The 21,878-nt window shown below is 70.7% G+C and carries 18 protein-coding genes and 1 pseudogene; 12 read left to right on the top strand and 7 right to left on the bottom strand.

Annotated elements, in window-relative coordinates:
• Nucleotides 1-538 precede the first annotated feature (538 nt).
• Both nirB and nirD read left to right on the top strand, forming a co-directional pair.
• Nucleotides 539-3,082, top strand: a complete 2,544-nt coding sequence (gene nirB, locus OHA84_RS13095) for a nitrite reductase large subunit NirB (protein WP_063839606.1) — start codon at nt 539-541, stop codon at nt 3,080-3,082.
• A pseudogene (gene nirD / locus OHA84_RS13100) lies at nt 3,079-3,393 on the top strand (nitrite reductase small subunit NirD); the annotation flags it as partial. The gene nirB and the pseudogene nirD, both read left to right, overlap by 4 nt.
• A gap of 153 nt (nt 3,394-3,546) precedes the next feature.
• Here nirD and OHA84_RS13105 read toward each other — a convergent pair.
• On the bottom strand, nt 3,547-3,954 hold the full coding sequence (locus OHA84_RS13105; protein ID WP_053681958.1) for a VOC family protein: 408 nt from the start codon (nt 3,952-3,954) through the stop codon (nt 3,547-3,549).
• Nucleotides 3,955-4,291: 337 nt separating this feature from the next.
• Between OHA84_RS13105 and OHA84_RS13110 the strand changes: the two genes are divergently transcribed.
• A complete protein-coding gene (locus OHA84_RS13110; protein WP_053682000.1) occupies nt 4,292-5,452 on the top strand; it encodes an alkaline phosphatase PhoX in 1,161 nt (386 codons plus the stop codon).
• A gap of 113 nt (nt 5,453-5,565) precedes the next feature.
• On the opposite strand, the gene OHA84_RS13115 is transcribed toward OHA84_RS13110, so the two are convergent.
• The 3 genes from OHA84_RS13115 to dusB form a co-directional block, all read right to left on the bottom strand.
• The gene (locus OHA84_RS13115) at nt 5,566-6,618 is read right to left on the bottom strand and encodes a helix-turn-helix domain-containing protein (RefSeq protein WP_078999349.1); all 1,053 of its coding nucleotides are present in this window, start codon (nt 6,616-6,618) and stop codon (nt 5,566-5,568) included.
• A 438-nt stretch (nt 6,619-7,056) separates the two neighbouring features.
• Nucleotides 7,057-9,765, bottom strand: a complete 2,709-nt coding sequence (gene ppdK, locus OHA84_RS13120; protein WP_053681959.1) for a pyruvate, phosphate dikinase — start codon at nt 9,763-9,765, stop codon at nt 7,057-7,059.
• A 365-nt stretch (nt 9,766-10,130) separates the two neighbouring features.
• Complete coding sequence (gene dusB / locus OHA84_RS13125) at nt 10,131-11,273, bottom strand: tRNA dihydrouridine synthase DusB (protein WP_053681960.1); 1,143 nt, start codon at nt 11,271-11,273, stop codon at nt 10,131-10,133.
• A 51-nt stretch (nt 11,274-11,324) separates the two neighbouring features.
• Between dusB and OHA84_RS13130 the strand changes: the two genes are divergently transcribed.
• Nucleotides 11,325-12,764: an MFS transporter gene (locus OHA84_RS13130; protein ID WP_053681961.1), complete on the top strand. Its 1,440-nt coding sequence runs from the start codon at nt 11,325-11,327 to the stop codon at nt 12,762-12,764.
• A gap of 106 nt (nt 12,765-12,870) precedes the next feature.
• On the opposite strand, the gene OHA84_RS13135 is transcribed toward OHA84_RS13130, so the two are convergent.
• Nucleotides 12,871-13,326, bottom strand: a complete 456-nt coding sequence (locus tag OHA84_RS13135) for a MarR family winged helix-turn-helix transcriptional regulator (RefSeq protein ID WP_053681962.1) — start codon at nt 13,324-13,326, stop codon at nt 12,871-12,873.
• A gap of 90 nt (nt 13,327-13,416) precedes the next feature.
• Here OHA84_RS13135 and OHA84_RS13140 point away from each other — a divergent pair, with 90 nt between their 5' ends.
• The 4 genes from OHA84_RS13140 to OHA84_RS13155 all read left to right on the top strand — a co-directional run bounded on the left by OHA84_RS13140 (nt 13,417) and on the right by OHA84_RS13155 (nt 16,461).
• Nucleotides 13,417-13,761 (top strand): DoxX family protein, encoded by a 345-nt coding sequence (locus tag OHA84_RS13140; RefSeq protein ID WP_266971582.1) that lies wholly within the window; start codon nt 13,417-13,419, stop codon nt 13,759-13,761.
• Nucleotides 13,762-13,857: 96 nt separating this feature from the next.
• On the top strand, nt 13,858-14,895 hold the full coding sequence (locus OHA84_RS13145; protein WP_266947456.1) for an aldo/keto reductase: 1,038 nt from the start codon (nt 13,858-13,860) through the stop codon (nt 14,893-14,895).
• Between the two features lie 21 nt (nt 14,896-14,916).
• On the top strand, nt 14,917-15,510 hold the full coding sequence (locus tag OHA84_RS13150; RefSeq protein WP_053681965.1) for a TetR family transcriptional regulator: 594 nt from the start codon (nt 14,917-14,919) through the stop codon (nt 15,508-15,510).
• A gap of 228 nt (nt 15,511-15,738) precedes the next feature.
• Nucleotides 15,739-16,461, top strand: a complete 723-nt coding sequence (locus OHA84_RS13155; RefSeq protein ID WP_266971580.1) for a VC0807 family protein — start codon at nt 15,739-15,741, stop codon at nt 16,459-16,461.
• A gap of 117 nt (nt 16,462-16,578) precedes the next feature.
• Here OHA84_RS13155 and OHA84_RS13160 read toward each other — a convergent pair whose 3' ends face one another.
• Entirely contained in the window at nt 16,579-17,961 is a 1,383-nt protein-coding gene (locus OHA84_RS13160) for a glycine--tRNA ligase (RefSeq protein ID WP_053681967.1), read from the bottom strand.
• A gap of 188 nt (nt 17,962-18,149) precedes the next feature.
• Here OHA84_RS13160 and OHA84_RS13165 point away from each other — a divergent pair, with 188 nt between their 5' ends.
• Genes OHA84_RS13165 through OHA84_RS13180 form a run of 4 tightly spaced genes read left to right on the top strand, consistent with a single transcriptional unit; the run spans nt 18,150 to nt 21,309 of the window.
• Nucleotides 18,150-19,142 (top strand): metal ABC transporter substrate-binding protein, encoded by a 993-nt coding sequence (locus OHA84_RS13165; protein WP_053681968.1) that lies wholly within the window; start codon nt 18,150-18,152, stop codon nt 19,140-19,142.
• Between the two features lie 29 nt (nt 19,143-19,171).
• Nucleotides 19,172-19,963: a metal ABC transporter ATP-binding protein gene (locus tag OHA84_RS13170; protein ID WP_266974094.1), complete on the top strand. Its 792-nt coding sequence runs from the start codon at nt 19,172-19,174 to the stop codon at nt 19,961-19,963.
• Nucleotides 19,963-20,826: a metal ABC transporter permease gene (locus OHA84_RS13175; RefSeq protein ID WP_078999354.1), complete on the top strand. Its 864-nt coding sequence runs from the start codon at nt 19,963-19,965 to the stop codon at nt 20,824-20,826. Before OHA84_RS13170 ends, OHA84_RS13175 begins: the two co-directional genes overlap by 1 nt.
• A 51-nt stretch (nt 20,827-20,877) precedes the next feature.
• Nucleotides 20,878-21,309: a Fur family transcriptional regulator gene (locus OHA84_RS13180; RefSeq protein ID WP_078999356.1), complete on the top strand. Its 432-nt coding sequence runs from the start codon at nt 20,878-20,880 to the stop codon at nt 21,307-21,309.
• Here the strand turns inward: OHA84_RS13180 and OHA84_RS13185 are convergent.
• Nucleotides 21,306-21,857, bottom strand: coding sequence for a YcxB family protein (locus tag OHA84_RS13185; RefSeq protein WP_266971576.1), 552 nt, complete (start codon nt 21,855-21,857; stop codon nt 21,306-21,308). The two genes, OHA84_RS13180 and OHA84_RS13185, sit on opposite strands and share 4 nt — an antisense overlap.
• Nucleotides 21,858-21,878 lie beyond the last annotated feature (21 nt).

A 21,878-nucleotide genomic window follows, 5' to 3' on the forward strand; every position in this document is an offset into this window, starting at 1 on the left:
CTCCCCAACCCCGGCCCGGCGGCGAGGCGCCGCGCCGGCGGTACGGACGCGAGCGCGGCCACCCCGGCCCGCAGGACACAGGGGCGGCGCGGCTTGCGGTGCCGGGCCGCGAAGGCGCGTACGGGTGCGGCGGGCACGGACACGGGCAGGGCGACGTGCAGCGGGTGCCGCAGGGCGCGTTGGCCTCTCGGGAACGACGGGCTCAGGAGCCGCGGGACGGGACGGGCGGGCAGGGCGGTCCGGAGGAACAGGGGCGGACGGGAGCGGTCCGGGAGGACGGGAGCGCGCGGGCGGCCGACGTGATCCTTGAGCCGGCCTTGAGGGACGCCTCACCGACCCCTGACTCCGGTGCTGAGGTGCGCGTTCCGTCCGGGTAACAACGGCGATGCGGCGGGGAAACAGCGGCCGCGCACGCTCGTGCCATGACGGCGGAGCGGCGGCGCACGGCGGTGATCCGCAGCGGCCCGTCCTCCCTGCCCACCGACCCGCCCGCCGACCCGCCCCTCGACCCGCCCCTCGACGACGGAGGCTCCTGATCATGGCCGCAGCCACGCCCACGCCCACCCCCGCCATCGTGCTCATCGGCCACGGCATGGTCGGCCAGCGGTACCTGGAGGCCCTCGCCGAACGCGGGGCGACGGCCACGCACCGCGTCACCGTGCTCTGCGAGGAGCCCCGGCCCGCCTACGACCGGGTCCACCTGACCTCGTACTTCTCCGGCAGCACCGCCGAGGACCTGTCGATGGTCCCGGACGGGTTCATGGCCGAGCACGGCATCGACCTGCACCTCGGCGACCCGGCCGAGCGCATCGACCGCGAGGCCCGCACCGTGGTGTCCCGCTCGGGCCGGGTGTTCCCGTACGACGTGCTCGTCCTGGCGACCGGCAGCTTCCCCTTCGTGCCGCCCGTGCCCGGCAAGGACGCCCCCGGCTGCTTCGTGTACCGCACCATCGAGGACCTGTTGGCCATCGAGGAGTACGCGAGGACCCGTACCGCGGGCGCGGTCGTCGGCGGCGGGCTCCTCGGACTGGAGGCCGCGGGGGCCCTCCAGGGTCTGGGGCTGGTCACCCGCATCGTGGAGTTCGCCCCGCGCCTGATGCCCGTGCAGATCGACGACGGCGGAGGCGGGGCGCTGCTGCGCACCATCGAGAACATGGGGCTGACGGTGCACACCGGCGTCGGCACCCAGGAGGTGCTCACCGGCGAGGACGGCTCGGTCACCGGCATGAGGCTGTCCGACGGGTCCACCGTGGACACGGAACTGGTGGTCTTCTCCGCCGGGGTCCGCCCCCGCGACCAGCTCGCCCGTGACAGCGGGCTGACCGTCGGGGAGCGCGGCGGGATCGGCGTCGACGCCCGCTGCCGCACCTCCGACCCGCGCGTCTACGCCATCGGCGAGTGCGCGCTGGCCTCCGACGGCCGGGTCTACGGACTGGTGGCCCCCGGCTACGAGATGGCCGAGACGGCCGCCGACGACCTGCTCGGCCGGGAGAAGGAGTTCACCGGCGCCGACCTGTCCACCAAGCTCAAGCTGCTCGGCGTGGACGTGGCCTCGTTCGGTGACGCGCACGGCACCACCCCGGGCTGCCTCGACGTCGTCTACTCCGACGCCCGGTCGGGCGTCTACAAGAAGCTGGTCGTCGCCCCCGACGGGGTGCTGCTCGGCGGGGTCCTGGTCGGGGACGCGGACGCGTACGGGCTGCTGCGCCCGCTCACCGGCAGCGTGCCGCCCGTCACCCCCGAGCAGTTGGTGCTGCCGGCGGGAGTCGGCGGGCCCGTCGCGCTCGGCCCGTCGGCGCTCCCGGACAGCGCGGTGATCTGCTCCTGCCACAACGTCACGAAGCAGGCCATCACCGCCTGCGCCGACCTGCCCGAGGTCAAGAAGTGCACCAAGGCGGGCACCGGCTGCGGCAGTTGCCTCAAGGTCATCGGCCAGCTGCTGCCGGCCGCCACCGACAAGGGACTGTGCGGCTGCTTCCCGTTCAGCCGCGCCGAGTTGTACGAGATCGTCCGCACCCGCCGGCTGACCTCGTACCGGGAGATCCTGGACGCCCACGGCCGCGAGGCCGCCCGGGGTGGGGACGGCTGCGAGATCTGCAAGCCGACCATCGGGTCGATCATCGCCTCCCTGGCCCCGACGCTCGGCGCGAGCGGCTACGTCCTCGACGGCGAGCAGGCCGCCCTCCAGGACACCAACGACCACTTCCTGGCGAACCTCCAGCGCAACGGCTCCTACTCGGTCGTCCCGCGCATCCCCGGCGGGGAGATCACCCCCGACAAGCTGATCGTGATCGGCGAGGTGGCCCGCGACTTCGGCCTCTACACGAAGATCACCGGCGGTCAGCGCATCGACCTCTTCGGGGCGAGCGTGGACCAGCTCCCGCGGATCTGGGCGCGGCTGGTGGACGCGGGCTTCGAGTCGGGGCACGCCTACGGCAAGGCCCTGCGGACGGTGAAGTCCTGCGTCGGGCAGACCTGGTGCCGCTACGGGGTGCAGGACAGCGTCCGGATGGCCATCGACCTGGAGCTGCGCTACCGGGGCCTGCGCGCCCCGCACAAGCTGAAGTCGGCGGTGTCCGGCTGCGCCCGCGAGTGTGCGGAGGCCCAGAGCAAGGACTTCGGGGTCATCGCCACCGCGAGCGGCTGGAACCTCTACGTCGGCGGCAACGGCGGGGCCACCCCGCGCCACGCCGACCTGCTGGCCCAGGACCTGTCCGACGCCGAACTCGTCCGGCTCATCGACCGGTTCCTGATGTTCTACATCCGCACGGCCGACCGGCTGGAGCGCACCTCCACCTGGCTGGAGCGGCTGGAGGGCGGCCTCGACCACCTGCGGGACGTCGTCGTGCACGACTCGCTCGGGCTGTGCGCCGAGTTGGAGGACCTGATGGCCGACCACGTCGCGCACTACCGCGACGAATGGGCCGAGACGCTCCAGGACCCGGAGCGTCTGGGCCGGTTCGTGTCCTTCGTCAACGCGCCCGGCGCGCCCGACCCGACGGTGCGCTTCGTACCCGAACGCGACCAGGTCAAGCCCGACCTGGCGATCCTGACCCTGGAGCCCGTGGGAGGCACCCGATGACCGTGGAACTGAGGCTGGACGATCACTGGCTCGCCGTGTGCGAGCTGTCCTCGCTCGTGCCGGGGCGCGGCGTCGCGGCGCTGCTGCCCGACGGCAGTCAGGCCGCGGTGTTCGTCGACCGCGCGGGACGCCCGTACGCCATCGGCAACCAGGACCCCTTCACCGGCGCGCACGTGCTGTCGCGGGGGCTGGTGGGGTGCGCGCGGGGCAGGGCGTTCGTGGCGTCGCCCCTGTTGAAGCAGCGTTTCGACCTGGAATCGGGGCGCTGCCTGGACGACGAGGAGGTGGCGGTCCGGACCTACCCGGTGCGGACCACCGCGACCTCCGCGAACCCTGCGACCTCCGCGACTCCTGCGACCTCCGCGACGCCGGCGAGCGCCGAGGCGCCCGCGACCTCCGTGCCCGCCGCGTCCGACGGCGCGTTCGCGCTGTCGGCCGAGAGCGTCACGGTCTCCGTCTGAGGTTCAGCCCTGGATCATCGCCGGGTCCATCCACATGATCTCCCAGGTGTGGCCGTCGAGGTCCTCGAAGGCGCGGCCGTACATGATGCCGTGGTCCTGGGCGGCGCGCGGCTCGGTGGCGCCCGCGCCGAGGGCCCCGTCGACGAGCTCGTCCACGGCGGCACGGCTCTCGGCGTTCAGACACAGCAGCACCTCGGTGCTGGTGGAGGTGTCGGTGATGGCCTTGTGGGTGAAGTCCTTGAAGCGGGCCTCGGTGAGGAGCATCGCGACGATCGTGTCGCTGATGACCATCGAGGCGCAGTTCTCGTCGCTGAACTGGGCGTTGAAGGAGTAGCCGAGCTTGCCCCAGAAGGCCTTGCTGGCGTCGAGGTCCTTGACCGGCAGGTTGACGAAGATCATGGTGGAGGACATCTCGGTCTCTCTTCTCTCGCGGGTGCCGCAGCGGTTTCCGTTGCGTTCGAGGGATAGACCGCGGGGGGCGCGGAAACTCATCGGTCCCGGCGAAAACTTTCCGGGATTCTCGTACGGGGCACGCGGGCGCCGGCCGGCCGGGGCGCCGTCGCGGGCGGCCCCGCGGTCGGCGGCGGCGCCGAGCCCCGGAGGTCCCGGTCGGGGGATTGACCTCGCGCAGGTCGCTCCCGCGTCATGAGGAATTGACGTCACGTCAACTCGGCACCCCTAGGTTCCTCGACGCGTGCGACCTCGCCGCCCACCCGGACGACGAGGCCCGTCTCCCCCAGGAGTGACCGTGGAACGTCGTACCTTCCTGCGCGGCGCCGTCATCGGCTCCTCGGCCGCCGCGTTCGCCGGCACGCTGACGCGCGGGGCCGCCTACGCCGCCCCCGCCCAGCCCGGCGCCGGACCCTACGGGGCGCTCGGCGCGGCCGACGCCAACGGCATCATGCTGCCCGCCGGTTTCACCAGCCGCGTCGTCGCCCGCTCCGGGCAGGCCGTCGGCGGCACCTCGTACACCTGGCACCAGGCACCCGACGGCGGCGCCTGCTTCGCCGACGGCACCGGCTGGATCTACGTGTCGAACTCGGAGATCAACCCGAGTGGCGGCGCGAGCGCCGTGCGGTTCAACGCCTCCGGCACCGTCACCGGCGCCCACCGGATCCTCTCCGGCACCCGGCAGAACTGCGCCGGCGGCAAGACCCCCTGGAACACCTGGCTGTCCTGCGAGGAGGTCGACCGCGGCTTCGTGTACGAGACCGACCCGTACGGGATCAACGCCTCCGTCCAGCGGCCCGCGCTGGGCCGCTTCAAGCACGAGGCGGCCGCCGCCGACCCCGTCCGCAAGGTGATCTACCTGACCGAGGACGAGACGAACGGCTGCTTCTACCGCTTCGTCCCCACCACCTGGGGCGACCTCACCGCCGGCACCCTCCAGGTCCTGAAGGCCGGCAGCGCCACCTCCGGCTCCTTCACCTGGGCCACCGTCCCCGACCCGGACGGCTCCCCGACCGTCACCCGCAGCCAGGTCTCCGGCGCCAAGAAGTTCAACGGCGGCGAGGGCTGCCACTACGCGAACGACACGGTCTGGTTCACCACCAAGGGCGACAACCGGGTCTGGCGGTTGAACCTCGCCGCCGGCACCTACGAGTTGACCTACGACGACTCGCTGGTCCCCGGCGGGGCGGCCCCGCTGACCGGCGTGGACAACGTCACCGGGTCCTCCTACGGCGATCTGTACGTGGCCGAGGACGGCGGCAGCATGGACATCTGCGTGATCACCCCGGACGACGTGGTGGCCCCCTTCCTGCGGATCACCGGCCAGTCCTCCTCGGAGATCACCGGCCCGGCCTTCTCCCCCGCGGGCGACCGCCTGTACTTCAGCAGCCAGCGCGGCACGAGCGGCAGCTCCGCCGGCGGCATCACCTACGAGGTCTCGGGCCCCTTCCGCGTGTAGGGCCCGGGCCCGGCAGCGGACTCCTCCGGTCCCGTGCGGGGCTCCGGCCCCCGCACGGAACCGGAGCGGCCACCGGCCGGGCGCGAACCCGGCCGGTCCGGCCGTACCGGGCCTCAGGACGCCACGGCCCCGCCCTTGAGCAGGGCCGCGCCCAGCGGCGTCACCGTGTGCAGCACGGCGTTGCCCCGGCGCAGGGTGGTGACCAGGCCCGCCTCGCGCATCACACAGGCGTGCTGGCTCGCCGAGGCCAGGGAGACCCCGGCCCGGCGGGCCAGCTCACTCGTGGTGGCGCCGTCGCCGATGGCCCGCAGCACCACCGAGCGGGTGTGTCCGACCAGCTTGCCCAGGGTGCGCTGGCGGTGCTCCTCCACCGGCCGGGTGACCTCGCCCCCGGGTGTCGTCGAGGCGAGCTGGGCCGCCGCCGGGTAGACGAGCACCGGCGGCAGTTCCGGATCCTGCAGGGTCACCGCCGTGCGCCGGCAGAAGAAGGACGGCTGGAGCAGCAGCCCGCGCCCCCGCAGCCGCACGTCCCGGTCCACGGGGTAGTCGCACTCCAGGACCGGGGCGCGCCAGCGCAGCATCGGCGGCAGCGAGGCCAGCAGTTCGTCCGCGCCGCCGTCCAGCAGGTCCCGGCCCCGGGCGGCCCGCTCGGCCTCGATCTGCGCCTGGATGTGCGTCCAGTACGGCTCGACGGCCGCCCGGTGGTATCCGCGCAGCTCCGCCAGGAGCCTCGGCAGGTGCTTGGTGCCGCCGTCCATGAACTCCCGCAGGCGTCGCGGGACCATCGTGTCGGCGCCGTCGCTCACCCCCGAGGGCATGCCGAAGGCCGCCCCGAAGCCGGCTCCCGTGCCCAGCAGCGTCAGCTCCCGTCGCATGCGTTCGGGACGGATCCCGCGCAGCGCGTCGAGGCCCACGTCCCACCCGTACTGACCCTCTACCGGAGTCAGGAAATCCGGGAAATAACCGCGCCCCGGTATCAGCGCGCCGAGGAGCCTTGTTTCACCATTCAACCGGCTCCGGGTTTCCGTACGCCATTCACCGAACAGCCGGGCATCGCGCCGGTCCCTTAAACGGTGAAAACTGAGAATCGTTTCCCACAACGCATCGGGACGTGCTGCCATCCGTACGCGTGCGAGGTCCACTCCCGTGAAATGGATACGAAGCACCGAACCCCCACCTGTGCAACCGCAATCCCCCCGCCCCATGAGTATGCATGCCGTCACACGTGGTCACCACGCCCTTTCGGCCACAGTTGAAACCCCTTTCGGCGGGGGCGTGACAACCGAAATCCTGTACTCCGCCGGGCACACTCCAGTGCGACCGAAACGCTCCGTGAAGGCCGTGGGGGGCTTTGCGGGGCCTGGCGGTCGGTCGCACCGGGAAGCGCCGACGTGTCCGGCGGATAGGCGGCAGGCGGTGGACGGGTGGGGATCCGTCCACCGCCTGGTGCCGTAAAGGCCCGGTGAATATGCGTGGTGCGAAAGCAGGCCGCGCCCGGCCCCGGTGGTCAGGAATCCCGGGGACGGGCGCGGCCTTGGGAACCGGTTCGACTCGGAAGGGTTCGTGCCCGACCGTGCCGTTCCGGAACCCGGCTCAGGGAGGGCTCAGCGGCTGTCCGAGCCCTTGGACTCGGCGGCCGCGCGGCCCGCTTCCAGGCGCGCCACCGGGATCCGGAACGGCGAGCAGGAGACGTAGTCCAGGCCGACCTCGTGGAAGAAGTGCACCGACTCGGGGTCGCCGCCGTGCTCGCCGCAGACGCCGAGCTTGAGGTCGGGGCGGGTGGCCCGGCCGGCCTCGACGGCGCTGCGGACCAGCGCGCCCACGCCGTCCTTGTCGATGGTCTCGAAGGGCGAGACCCCGAAGATGCCCTTCTCCAGGTAGGCGGTGAAGAAGCTGGCCTCGACGTCGTCGCGGGAGAAGCCCCACACCGTCTGGGTCAGGTCGTTCGTGCCGAAGGAGAAGAACTGCGCGGCCTCGGCGATCTGACCGGCGGTCAGCGCGGCGCGCGGCAGCTCGATCATGGTGCCGATGCTCAGCTTGAGGCGGGTGCCGGTGGCGGCCTCGACCTCGGCGATGACCTGGTCGGCCTCGTCGCGGACGATCTCCAGTTCCTGGACGGTGCCGACGAGCGGGACCATGATCTCGGCGCGCGGGTCGCCCTTGGCGTTCTTGCGCTCGGCGGCGGCCTCGGCGATGGCCCGGACCTGCATCTTGAACAGACCCGGGATGACCAGGCCGAGGCGGACACCGCGCAAGCCCAGCATCGGGTTCTGCTCGTGCAGCTTGTGCACGGCCTGGAGCAGGCGCAGGTCGTTCTCGTTGGCGTCCTTGCGGGACTCGGCGAGGGCGACGCGGACCGACAGCTCGGTGATGTCGGGCAGGAACTCGTGCAGCGGCGGGTCCAGGAGGCGGACGGTGACGGGCAGGCCGTCCATCGCCTCGAACAGCTCGACGAAGTCCTTCTTCTGCAGCGGCAGCAGGGCACTGAGTGCCTCTTCGCGTTCGCCGTCGGTGTCCGCGAGGATCAGTCGCTCCACCAGTTCACGGCGCTCGCCGAGGAACATGTGCTCGGTGCGGCACAGGCCGATGCCCTGGGCGCCGAAGCGGCGGGCGCGCAGCGCGTCCTCGGCGTTGTCGGCGTTGGCGCGCACCCGCAGCCGGCGGACGCGGTCCGCGTACGCCATGATCCGGTGCACGGCGGCGACCAGCTCGTCGGCGTCGTCGGCGCCGGCGTGCATGCGGCCCTCGAAGTACTCGACGACCGGGGACGGTACGACGGGTACCTCACCGAGGTAGACCTTGCCGGTGGAGCCGTCGATGGAGACGACGTCGCCCTCTTCGATGACCGTGTCGCCGACCGTCATCCGACGGCGCTTGGTGTCGACGTCGAGTTCCTCGGCGCCGCAGACACAGGTCTTGCCCATGCCGCGGGCCACGACGGCGGCGTGCGAGGTCTTGCCGCCGCGCGAGGTCAGGATGCCCTCGGAGGCGATCATGCCGTCCAGGTCGTCCGGGTTGGTCTCGCGGCGGATCAGGATGACCTTCTCGCCCGAGCGGGACCACTTGACGGCCGTGTACGAGTCGAAGACGGCCTTGCCGACGGCCGCGCCCGGGGAGGCGGCGATGCCGCGGCCCAGCAGGGTGGTCTTGGCGTCCTCGTCGAAGCGCGGGAACATCAGCTGCGCGAGCTGGTGGCCGGTGACGCGCTGGAGGGCCTCGGCCTCGTCGATCAGGCCCTGGTCCACGAGCTGGGTGGCGATGCGGAAGGCGGCGCCGGCGGTGCGCTTGCCGACGCGGGTCTGGAGCATCCACAGCTGGCCGCGCTCGATGGTGAACTCGATGTCGCAGAGATCCTTGTAGTGGGTCTCCAGCGTCTCCATGATCGTCATGAGCTGGTCGTAGGAGGCCTTGTCGATGCCCTCCAGGTCCGCCAGCGGGACGGTGTTGCGGATGCCCGCGACCACGTCCTCGCCCTGGGCGTTCTGCAGGTAGTCGCCGTAGACGCCCTGGTGGCCGCTGGCCGGGTCGCGGGTGAAGGCGACGCCGGTGCCGGAGTCGGGGCCCAGGTTGCCGAAGACCATGGAGCAGATGTTGACCGCGGTGCCCAGGTCGCCGGGGATGCGCTCCTGGCGGCGGTAGAGCTTGGCACGGTCGGTGTTCCAGGAGTCGAAGACCGCCTCGACGGCGAGGTCCATCTGCTCGCGGGGGTCCTGCGGGAACTCGCGGCCGGCCTCGCTCGCGACGATCTTCTTGAACTGCTTGACGAGCTTCTTCAGGTCGGCGGCGTCGAGGTCGGTGTCGACGGTGACCTTCTTGGCGGCCTTGGCGGCCTCCAGCGCGTCCTCGAACAGCTCGCCCTCGACGCCCAGGACGGTCTTGCCGAACATCTGGATGAGGCGGCGGTACGAGTCCCACGCGAAGCGCTCGTCGCCGGACTGGGAGGCGAGGCCGGTCACGGAGTCGTCGGAGAGACCGATGTTCAGGACGGTGTCCATCATGCCGGGCATCGAGAACTTCGCGCCGGAGCGCACGGAGACCAGCAGCGGGTCGTCCGACTGACCGAGCTTCTTGCCCATCTTCGCTTCGAGGGCGGCGAGGTGCGCGCTGACCTCGTCGCGCAGCTCGGCCGGGGCCTCGCCGCTTTCGAGGTAGACCTTGCAGGCCTCGGTGGTGATGGTGAAGCCGGGGGGGACCGGCAGACCGAGGTTGGTCATCTCGGCGAGGTTGGCTCCCTTGCCGCCGAGAAGGTCCTTGAGGTCCCGGTTGCCCTCGGTGAAGTCGTAGACGAGCTTCTGATCTTTGTTTTCCGACACGGGTCTCGACTCCTCGAGGACTCGGTGGCTGCCCTGACGGCCAGGAACATACCCAGATCGAAGGCTTCTGGGTACGTCCACTTGGTCGTCATGCGGCCGTAACCACCCGTGCGCCAGCCATTCGAAAGTAACCGATGAGTAATGCGAAAGCAGGAAGAGTGTTCGAGTCCCGAAGGCAAAGGGGTCGATTGAGGCTTGATCACGCTCCGATGAGCGATCATCGATACATTTGCGTTCAAGAGTTGAACGAACAAAGGGTGGCACCCAGTGCCACCCTTTGAAAGTCTTACCCGTGACTTCCGTGCTCATCTGAGCGAAACCTACCCCATGCGTGGCGTATATCACGCGACGCGGAGGGCGATTTGTCAGCCTCCGGAAGTGTCCAGCTCGGCTTCCTCGCCGACGCCGGCGCAGTCGTAAGGATCGTTCAACCAGCCCTCGGGCAGGACAACTCGGTTGTTTCCGGACGTCCGACCGCGCGGACCGTCGGCACTCTCGGGCCAACCTTGATCCAGATCCAGCTCGCTCAGATGAGCACCCAGCTCGGCCAGGGAAGACGTGACCGCGAGCTTGCCCCGCATCTCGGATCCGACGGCGAAGCCCTTGAGGTACCAGGCCACGTGCTTACGGAAGTCGATCACCCCGCGCGCCTCGTCGCCGATCCACTCCCCCAGCAGCTGGGCATGCCGGAGCATGGTGGTCGCGACCTCGCGCAGCGTCGGTTTGTGGAAGTCCTCGGGGCGCCCCTCGAAGGCCGCCACCAGGTCGTTGAACAGCCACGGCCGCCCCAGGCAGCCGCGCCCGACGACCACGCCGTCGCAGCCGGTCTCGCGCACCATGCGCAGCGCGTCCTCGGCGCACCAGATGTCGCCGTTGCCGAGGACCGGGATCTCCGGCACGTGCTCCTTGAGCCGCGCGATGGCGTCCCAGTCGGCGGTGCCGCCGTAGTGCTGGGCCGTGGTGCGGCCATGCAGGGCGATGGCGGTCACCCCCTCCTCGACGGCGATCCGACCGGCGTCGAGGTAGGTGAGGTGGTCGTCGTTGATGCCCTTGCGCATCTTCATCGTGACGGGCAGGTCCCCGGCGCCCGCGACGGCCTCGCGCAGGATCGCGCGCAGCAGGTTGCGCTTGTACGGGAGGGCGGAGCCGCCACCCTTGCGGGTGACCTTGGGGACGGGGCAGCCGAAGTTGAGGTCGATGTGGTCGGCCCGGTCCTCTTCGACGATCATGCGGACGGCCTTGCCGACCGTGACGGGGTCCACCCCGTACAGCTGAATCGAGCGAGGTTTCTCGGTCTCGTCGAAGTGGATCAGCTGCATGGTCTTGTCGTTGCGCTCGACCAGGGCGCGGGTCGTGATCATCTCGCTCACGAACAGCCCCTTGCCGCCCGAGAACTCGCGGCAGAGGGTACGGAACGGGGCGTTGGTGATGCCGGCCATCGGCGCGAGCACCACCGGGGGCTGCACGGTGTGCGGGCCGATCGCGAGAGGCGGAGGAAGCGTGGTCATCCGCCCATTGTCGCATCACGCATGTCGTTAGTTAGTCGTACTATCGGCAGCATGCGTGACTTGAGCCCCAGGCGGCGCACTCTCGTCTTGGCGATCTGCTGCATGAGCCTCCTCATCGTCAGTCTCGACACCACCGTCCTCAACGTCGCCCTGCCCGCCATCCGGCACGACCTGGACGCCTCGGTCGCGGGGATGCAGTGGACGATCGACGCGTACACCCTCGTGCTGGCCTCGCTGCTGATGCTGGCGGGGTCCACCGGGGACCGGCTCGGGCGCCGCAGGATCTTCGCCCTCGGGCTGGTGCTCTTCACCGCGGGCTCCCTGCTGTGCTCGCTCGCGCCGAGCCTGGAATGGCTCATCGTCTTCCGCATGCTCCAGGCCGTGGGCGGCTCGATGCTCAACCCGGTCGCCATGTCGATCATCACCAACACCTTCACCGACCCGAAGGAACGAGCCCGCGCCATCGGCGTGTGGGGCGCCGTCGTCGGCATCTCGATGGCCGCCGGCCCGCTGATCGGCGGGCTGCTCGTGGACTCCGTCGGCTGGCGCTCCATCTTCTGGCTCAACCTGCCGATCGGATTGCTCGCCCTCGTCCTGACCCTGCGTTACGTCCCCGAGTCCCGGGCCGAGCACGCGCGCCGCCCGGACCCGGTGGGCCAGCTGCTCGTCATGGCGCTGCTGGGTTCGGTGACGTACGGGATCATCGAGGCCCCGGCCGCCGGCTGGACCTCGCCGCTGGTCATCGGCTGCGCGCTGACCGCCGCGGTCACCCTGGTGTGGCTGCTGCTGCACGAGAGCCGCCGGGCGGAGCCGCTGATCGACCCCCGGTTCTTCCGCAGCGCCCCGTTCAGCGGAGCGACGGTGATCGCGGTGAGCGCCTTCGCCGCCATGTCCGGGTTCCTCTTCCTGAACACCCTCTACCTCCAGGACGTGCGCGAGCTCGACGCCCTCGGCGCGGGGCTGTACATGCTGCCGATGGCCGCGATGGCCTTCCTCTGCGCGCCCGTGTCCGGGCGGCTCCTGGCCCGCTCCGGGCCGCGGCTGCCGCTGGGGATCGCCGGCGTGACGATGGCGGCGAGCGGGCTGCTGTTCGCGGCGTTCTCGGCCGAGACCTCGACCCCGCTGATGTTCGCCGGTTACGTGCTCTTCGGCCTCGGCTTCGGCATGGTCAACGTGCCGATCACCAACGCGGCCGTCTCCGGGATGCCGCGCGCCCAGGCGGGCGTGGCGGCGGCGGTGGCCTCCACCAGCCGACAGACCGGGGCCACCCTGGGCGTCGCCGTGATCGGCGCGGTCCTGGCGGCGGGCACCTCGGGCGGCGCGAGCTTCGTGGAGGCGACCCGGCCCGCCTGGTGGATCATCACGCTCTGCGGCGTGTCCGTCCTCGCGGTCGGCCTCCTGACCACCGGCCCCTGGGCCCGCGCGACGGCCCTGCGCACGGCGAGCACCCTGGAGGCCCCGAGCCGCGACATCGGTTCGCGGGTCTCCTAGCCCGTCTCTTTCGGGTCCCGGCCCGCCTGTTTCGGGTCCTGGCCCGTCTCTTTCGGGTCCTGCCGCGCCTCTTTCGGGTTCTGCCGCACGGCGGGTGCCCGGGAGGCTATTCCCCGCACTCGAAGTCGTCGGCGTGCGAGTCGATCCGGGCCAGGAGCGCGCGCAGGGTTTCCTGATCGGCCCCGGACAGGCCGGAGAACAGGCCCAGCTCGACGGCGTCGAGGGCCGCGTTGGTCTCGCCGAGGGCGACCGAGCCGGCGGCCGTGATGGCCACGTTGTGGCGGCGGCGGTCGGCCGGGTCGCGGCGGCGTTCCACCAGCCCGTCGCGCTCCAGGTCGTTCAGGATCCCGACGAGCACGCTCGGGTCCACCTCCAGCCGGGCCGCGAGCGCCCGCTGGCCGATGGGGCCGCTCTCCAGGTGCATGAGCGTCATGGCGTGTCTGGGGGTGAGCCCGGCCGTGCTGAGCGCCTTCTTCATGCGGGTCTGGGTGACCGATCCGTGCCAGGCGAGAAGCAGGCCCAGCCGCTGCGGCGGGTTCGGGGCGTCCTGTGCTGCCGTCATGCCCACATCGTAGCGCTCATGAAATGATTGCGATCATCAGATCGTTGATGCTATTCAATGGTTCTACACATTCGACCGTTGGAGTGCATCATGTTCATCGCCTACGTCGCCGTCGCCGGCCTGCTCGCCCTCGTCCTCGCCACTTCGGCGACCCTCACCCTCCGGCGCAACGAGACGATCCTCGCGAACATGCGAAAGGTGGCGGTGCCGGACTCCCTGCTGCCGATCCTGGCCGCACTGAAGGCCGCCGGTGCGGTGGGGCTGGTCGCGGGCATGTGGGTGGCACCCCTCGGCGTGGCCGCCGCCGCCGGAGTGACCCTCTACTTCATCGGCGCGGTCGTGAGCCACCTGCGCGTCAAGGACTTCGATCTCGCCCCGGCGGCCGTCCTCGCGCTGCTCTCGGCGGCGGCCCTGGCGCTGCGCCTCGCCTCCTGACCCACCCCCACCCCACCCCGATCCGAATCCAACACCCCTTCACGCTGACGAGTGACAGATATTGAAATCTGTCACTCGTCATGCCATTCTCTTTCCATGACCACTCACCAGAACGCCCCCCGCACTCCCCGCACCCCCCGCCGCCTCGGCACCACCGGCCCCTCCGTCTTCCCGCTGGGGCTGGGCTGCATGGGCATGTCCGCCCTGTACGGCGAGGCCGACCGGAGCGAGTCGATCGCGACCATCCACGCCGCCCTGGACGCGGGCGTCACCCTGCTCGACACCGGCGACTTCTACGGCATGGGCCACAACGAACTGCTGATCAACGAGGCGCTGCGCACCGCGCCGGCCGCAGCCCGCGAGCAGGCGCTGACGAGCGTGAAGTTCGGCGCGCTGCGCACGGTCGAGGGCGGCTTCGCCGGGTACGACGGCCGGCCCGACGCCGTCCGGAACTTCCTCGCCTACTCCCTCCAGCGGCTCGGCCGGGACCACGTCGACGTCTACCGGATCGCCCGCGTGGACCCGGACGTCCCCATCGAGGAGACGGTCGGTGCCATCGCGGAGGCCGTCCAGGCCGGACACGTGCGGCACATCGGCCTCTCGGAGGTCGGCGCGGAGACCCTGCGCCGGGCCGCCGCCGTCGCACCGATCTCGGACCTCCAGATCGAGTACTCGCTGATCTCCCGGGGCATCGAGGAGGAGATCCTGCCGACCGCCCGCGAACTGGGCATCGGAGTCACCGCGTACGGGGTGCTCTCCCGAGGCCTGATCAGCGGCCACTTCGGCCGCGACCGGGCGCTGGCCCCCGGCGACTTCCGCGGGATGAGCCCCCGCTTCCAGGGCGACAACCTCGACCGGAACCTCGACCTGGTGGACGCCCTGCGCAAGGTCGCCGACAGCAAGGGCGTGAGCGTCGCCCAGATCGCCATCGCCTGGGTGCTCGCGCGCGGGGAGGACATCGTGCCGCTGGTCGGCGCCCGCCGCCGGGACCGCCTCGACGAGGCACTGGGCGCGCTCGACGTGGAGCTGACCTCCGCCGACCTCGCCGCCATCGAGGAGGCGGTCCCGGCCGGGGCGGCGGCCGGCGATCGATACCCGGAGGCCCAGATGGCCCACCTCGACAGTGAGCACTGAGCCGGCTGTACGGTCGTCCTCATGCCCCCCGCTGCTGCCGAACCCCTGACTCCCGAGCGCATCCTCGAAACCACCGAGGACGTGTTGCGTCGCTTCGGCCCCACCAAGGCGACCGTGGTGGACGTGGCGCGCGCGCTGGGCGTCAGTCACGGCAGCGTGTACCGCCACTTCCCGTCGAAGGCGGCGCTGCGCGAGGCGGTCACGGACCGCTGGCTCGCCAAGAGCATCGTGATGCTGGAGGAGATCGCCTCGGCCCCCGCCGAGACGGCACCCTCCAAGCTGGAGGCGTGGCTGGAGGCCCTCTTCGAGGCCAAGCGCAAGAAGGCGGGAGCCGACCCGGAGCTGTTCGCGACGTACACCGTGCTGCTCGCCGAGAACAGCGGCGTGGTGGACCGGCATCTGAGCGAGCTGATCGAGCAGTTGGTCCGGATCATCGCCGACGGGGTCGAGGCCGGGACCCTGGCCGCACCCGACGTGCCGGCCGCGGCGCGGGCCGTCTTCGACGCCACGGGCCGGTTCCATGACCCGCAGTACGCCGCCGACTGGCTCTCCCCGACCATCCTCCCGGAGTTCGAGGCGGTCACCTCGCTCGTCATCCGGGGTCTGCGCGCCTGACCCGACGCCCTCCCCCGGATCCCCGACCGCAGATCGACGACCGACGACCGACGACCGACAACCGGCGACCGGCGACCGTCCGACTGCTTCCGATGCGGCCGGCGTCGTCGATGCGGAGCAGGCAGCTCCGTTCGACTTGGTGATCATTTGAGTCGGAGACCCCTGTCACCGGGCGCGGCCCTGCCCTACGTTCCCCGAGACACCGTCAGGTACTTCTCAGGGGGAAGCATGTCCGCTCCACCACCGCAGGGCACCCGCCCCGCACCACCCGCGCGGTCGGGCGGCGCCGCGGCGCTCGGCTGGATTCTGACCATCGGGCTCAACGTGGTCGCGCCGATCATCACGTACAACCAGTTGCACGACCACGGCTGGAGGGAGTTCGACGCGCTGCTGATCAGCAGTGCGTGGCCCGTCCTCGACAGCGCCATCCACCTGGCCTGGCGCCGCAAGGTCGACGAGTTCGCGATCGTCACCCTGGTCTTCCTGGTGATCACGGCGGTCGTCTCGCTGATCGGCGCGCACTCGGCGCGGGCCCTGCTGATCAAGGACTCGGGGGTGACGGGGTTGTTCGGGTTGCTCTGCCTCATCACCCTGCTCGCACCGAGGCCGCTGATGTTCTACTTCGGCCGCAAGTTCGCCACGGACGGTACTCCGGAGAGCACGGCCTGGTGGAACGGCCTGTGGCAGTACGAGGGCTTCCGTCGGACCATGATCGTGATGACCACGGTGTGGGGCTTGGCCTACCTGGTCGAGGCCGGGGTCCGCATCGCCCTGACCTACGCGCTCGACACCGACACGATGGTGGTCCTCAGCCCCGTCATGCTCTACGCGGTGCTCGGCCTGCTGGGCGTCTGGACCGCCCTCTACGGCAAGCGTTCACAGGCGGAGGGCGAACGGCGCGCCGCGGAGACGGCCGCCGCCTCGCAGCACGCCGGGACCGCACAGGCCTGAGGAGGCGCCCCCCGCCACAGGGGGCCGGAATGCCGGTGGCCCGGTGCGCGTCGCGCACCGGGCCACCGGCATTCCGGCGAAGCCGTGACGGCGAGGCCGCCGACCGGCAACCGCCGACTAGCAGCCGAGCAGACGGCTGCCGAGGTAGCTCTGGATCTGGTCCAGGGAGACGCGCTCCTGCTTCATGGTGTCGCGCTCGCGCACGGTCACCGCGTTGTCGTCGAGGGTGTCGAAGTCGACGGTGACGCAGAACGGCGTGCCGATCTCGTCCTGGCGACGGTAACGACGGCCGATGGCGCCCGCGTCGTCGAACTCGATGTTCCAGAACTTGCGCAGGTCGGCGGCGAGGCCCTTGGCCTTCGGCGACAGCTGCGCGTTGCGGGACAGCGGCAGGACGGCGACCTTGATCGGGGCCAGGCGCGGGTCGAGGCGCATCACGGCGCGCTTCTCCATGACGCCCTTGGCGTTCGGGGCCTCGTCCTCGTTGTACGCGTCGAGCATGAAGGCGAGCATGGCGCGGTTGACACCGGCCGCCGGCTCGATGACGTACGGGGTGTAGCGCTCCTTGCTCTCCTGGTCGAAGTAGACGAGGTCCTGGCCGGAGGCGGCGGAGTGGGCCTTGAGGTCGAAGTCGGTGCGGTTGGCCACGCCTTCGAGCTCGGAGAACTCATTGCCACCGAAGTTGAAGCGGTACTCGATGTCGGCGGTGCGCTTCGAGTAGTGGGACAGCTTCTCCTTCGGGTGGTCGTACCAGCGGATGTTCTCCTCGCGGATGCCGAGGTCGCGGTACCAGTTCCACCGCTCCTGCATCCAGTACTCCTGCCACTGCTCGTCCTCGCCCGGCTTGACGAAGAACTCCATCTCCATCTGCTCGAACTCGCGCGTGCGGAAGATGAAGTTGCCGGGGGTGATCTCGTTGCGGAAGGACTTGCCCATCTGCGCGATGCCGAAGGGGGGCTTCTTGCGGGAAGTCGTCTGCACCTGGGCGAAGTTGGTGAAGATGCCCTGGGCGGTCTCCGGGCGCAGGTACGCCTTGGAGCCGGTGTCCTGGGTCGGGCCCAGGTGGGTCTCCAGCATGCCCGAGAACTGCTTGGGCTCGGTGAACTGGCCCTTCACGCCGCAGTTGGGGCAGTTGATGTCGGCAAGACCGTTGGCGGGCACGCGGCCGTGCTTGGCCTCGTACGCCTCCTCCAGGTGGTCCGCGCGGTGACGCTTGTGACAGGAGGTGCACTCGGTCAGCGGGTCCGAGAAGGTGGCGACGTGGCCGGAGGCCACCCACACCTCGGGGGCCAGAATCACGGAGGAGTCGATACCGACGATGTCCTCACGCCCGGTGACCATGGCCTTCCACCACTGGCGCTTGATGTTCTCCTTCAGCTCGACACCGAGCGGGCCGTAGTCCCAGGCGGCCTTGGAGCCGCCGTAGATCTCACTGCACGGGAAAACGAAGCCACGGCGCTTGCTCAGGCTGACGATGGTTTCGATCTTGTCGGCGGCCACGGTGCTCTCTTCATTACGAGGACGAACGGCGAAGCCTTTAGGTTACCGGCGCCCGCACCCCCCCTTTCAAATCGGGATGCCCTTCCCCGGCCCTCCCCCGGCCCTCCGGCGGCCCCGCGGCGGCTCCCCCGGCCTCCCCCCACCAGGGTTTTTGACAATCGTTTCCATCTTTGATGAAAATGGATGTCATGAACGTACGACGCCTCATACCCGCCGCATCCCTCGCCGGCGCCGTCGCCCTCGGCGCGACGGCCCTCACCGCCTGCTCCGGAGCCAGTGCCGCCGGAGGCAACACGGACGGCAAGCTCGCCGTGACGGCGTCGTTCTACCCCATGCAGTTCCTCGCCGAGCGGATCGGCAAGGAGCACGTGACGGTCACCACCCTGACCAAGCCGGGTGTCGAACCGCACGATCTGGAGATCACGCCCAAGCAGACGGGCCGACTCGGCGAATCCGACGTGATCCTCTACCTCAAGACGCTGCAACCCGCCGTGGACAAGGCCGTCGCCCAGTCCGGCGTGAAGAACGTCGTCGACGCCGGCACCCTCACCGAGCTGGAGGCGCACGCCGCCTCCGGGCACGACGACCACGACCACGCGGCCGAGGGCGGCGACCACGCCGCCGAGGGCGAGGAGCACGACCACGACCACGGCGGCGCCGGCAAGGACCCGCACGTCTGGCTCGACCCCGCCAAGTACGCGCAGATCGCCAAGGGCGTCGGCGCGGCGCTGGGGAAGGCCGACCCCGCGCACGCGGCGGACTACGAGAAGAACACCGCGACGCTGGTCACCGAACTGGGTTCCCTGGACACCGATTTCAAGGACGGCCTGAAGACCACGGCCTCCAGGACCTTCATCACCACCCACGCCGCCTTCGGCTACCTCGCCGAGCGCTACGGGCTCGACCAGGAGGGCATCTCCGGCATCGACCCCGAGTCCGAGCCCAGCCCGGCCCGCATGAAGGACCTCCAGGGCGTCGCGGCCAAGGACAAGGTGACCACCGTGTTCTTCGAGACGCTGGCGGGCGACAAGACGGCCAAGGCCCTCGCGAAGGACACCGGCCTGAAGACCGACGTCCTCGACCCGCTCGAGGGAATCACCGACAAGTCCCAGGGCGCTGACTACTTCGAGGTCATGCGGTCGAACCTGAAGAACCTCCAGAAGGCCCTCGGAGCCAAGTGATGACAGCAGCAGCAACGGAGGCGCGAGCCATGCAGTCCACGTCGGGTCAGACAACGGACCAGCCCGTCATATCCCTGCGCGGGGCCACGGCCTCGCTCGGCTCGCGCCCCGTGCTGCGCGGGATCGACCTCACCGTCCGGCGCGGTGAGGTCGTCGCCCTGCTCGGCGCCAACGGCTCCGGGAAGTCCACGGCCGTACGCGCCGTGGTCGGCCAGGTCCCGCTGACCGACGGCGAGCTGTCCCTCTTCGGAACCGAGTTCCGACGCTTCCGCCAGTGGTCCCGCATCGGCTACGTCCCGCAGCGCACCACGGCCGCCGCAGGCGTCCCGGCCACCGTCCGGGAGATCGTCTCCGCCGGCCGCCTCGCCCGCTCCCGCTTCGGGGTGCTGCGCAAGGCCGACCGGGCCGCCGTCGAGCGGGCACTGGCCCTGGTCGACATGGACGCGTACGCCGACGCCTCGATCAACGCCCTCTCCGGCGGCCAGCACCAGCGCGTGCTCATAGCCCGGGCACTCGCCGTGGAACCCGAACTGCTGATCATGGACGAGCCGATGGCCGGCGTGGACCTGGCGAACCAGGAGGTCCTCGCGAACGCCCTGCGGCACCAGGTGGAGGCCGGGACGACCATCCTGCTCGTCCTGCACGAGCTGGGCCCGCTGGAGCCGCTGATTGACCGGGCCGTCGTCCTGCGCGACGGCTGTGTGATGCACGACGGCCCGCCCCCGGAGGCCGTGGGCCAGCACGCCCTCCCCGGCCACGACCACGTACACCCCCACGCGGCGCACGACGCCGAGCCCCTCCGGACGGGACTGCTGAGCTGATGGACCTCCTGACCTACCCCTTCATGGTGCGGGCGCTGATCGCGGCCGGTCTGGTCGGCCTGACCGCCCCCGCCATCGGCACGTACCTCGTCCAGCGCCGCCAGGCCGTCATGGGTGACGGCCTCGGCCACGTCGCCATGACCGGCGTCGCGTTGGGCTTCGTCCTCCACACCAGTCCCGTGTGGATGGCCACCCTCGTCGCGGTCGTCGGCGCCGTCGGCATGGAGTTGATCCGCTCCCGCGGCCGGACCAGCGGCGACGTCGCGCTCGCGATGCTGTTCTACGGCGGCCTGGCCGGCGGAGTCATGATCATCAACTTGGGCGGCGGGTCCACGACCATGCTGCTCGGGTCGATGTTCGGTTCGATCACCACGGTCGCGTCCGAGGACGTCATCGCCATGGTGATCCTGGCCGCCTTCGTTCTCGCCGTCACGATCGGCCTGCGCCGGCAGTTGTTCGCCGTCTGCCAGGACGAGGAGTTCGCCCGGGTGACCGGGCTGCCGGTGCGCGCGCTGAACCTGCTGATCGCGATCACCGCGGCCGTCACCGTCACCGTCGCGATGCGGATCGTCGGCCTGCTCCTGGTCAGCGCCATGATGGTGATCCCGGTCGCGGCCGCACAGCGCATGACCCGCGGTTTCGCCACGACGCTGGGCCTGGCCATCGCGATCAGCGTCACCGTCGCCCTGACGGGCACGGCCGCCACGTACTACGTCGAGGCGCCCTCCGGCGCCATGATCGTGCTGCTCGCCATCGCCGTCTTCATGGTGATGACGGCCCTTTCCACCCCCCTGGCCCGGCGCCGGGCCAAGGCCGCCCGGAGCGCCGAGGAGGTCTGTACGCGCGACGATGTGAAGGTCTAGGAGTCTCGGCCGCCTGGCACAATGGGCCGAGGCCGAAACGAGGAGGAACCGGTGGCGACTGCGCCTGGCGAGATGAATACCGCGCCAGTACGAGGACGATCCACCCGGCAGCGGGCGGCCGTGGCGGCGGCACTGGACGAGGTGGACGAGTTCCGCAGCGCCCAGGAACTCCACGACATGCTCAAGCACCGCGGCGATTCCGTGGGCCTGACCACCGTGTACCGCACCCTGCAGTCGCTCGCCGACGCGGGCGAGGTCGACGTGCTGCGCACCAGCGACGGCGAGTCCGTCTACCGCCGCTGCTCCACCGGCGATCACCACCACCACCTGGTCTGCCGCAAGTGCGGCAAGGCGGTCGAGGTGGAGGGTCCGGCCGTGGAGAAGTGGGCGGAGTCCATCGCGGCCGAGCACGGCTACGTGAACGTCGCCCACACCGTGGAGATCTTCGGCACCTGCGCCGACTGCGCTGCCGCGGCCGGTTAGATCCGGCGCAGGTTCCGGTCCAGCACGGCCCGCAGGCGGTCGATGTCGGCGGGATCGGAAGCGCCCCGCTTGGGCAGCATGGTCATGGCCGCAGCCCGCTTGTCGTCGCTGAGCAGAAGGAACATCCCGGCCGTCTCCGTGTACTGCGGCTGGGCCGCCCAGCCGATGTGCGTCCGGGTGTCGGCAGTCGTCACGTGCACGCCTGAAGCGTCGACGACGACCCGGGCCTCCCCCGCCTTGTCCAGCAGCCCGCCGAAGGCCCGCGCCTGGAGCTGCGGGCCGAACAACACCAGGGCCCACAGGAACGCGCCGCCGACGAAGAAGAACAGGGGCCTGCCGAGGACCCCGTCCCCCTCCGCCACGGCCAGGGCGCCGAACCCCACACCCATCAGTCCGCCCAGGGGGAACACCCACCGGGCGCGGCGTCCCGAGGCCGTGTGCGCGTCCCGCGTGCGCAGGGCCTGCACGATGTCGGCCCTGGTCAGCAGGTAGACCAGCTCGACCGCCTGCCCGTCCGGCTGCGCCGAGGGCTCCGTATCCGTGTTCATGACAGGGAGCCTATCGGCGGC

Origin of the sequence: Streptomyces sp. NBC_00513 (assembly GCF_041431415.1) — a bacterium.
GTDB lineage: Bacteria > Actinomycetota > Actinomycetes > Streptomycetales > Streptomycetaceae > Streptomyces.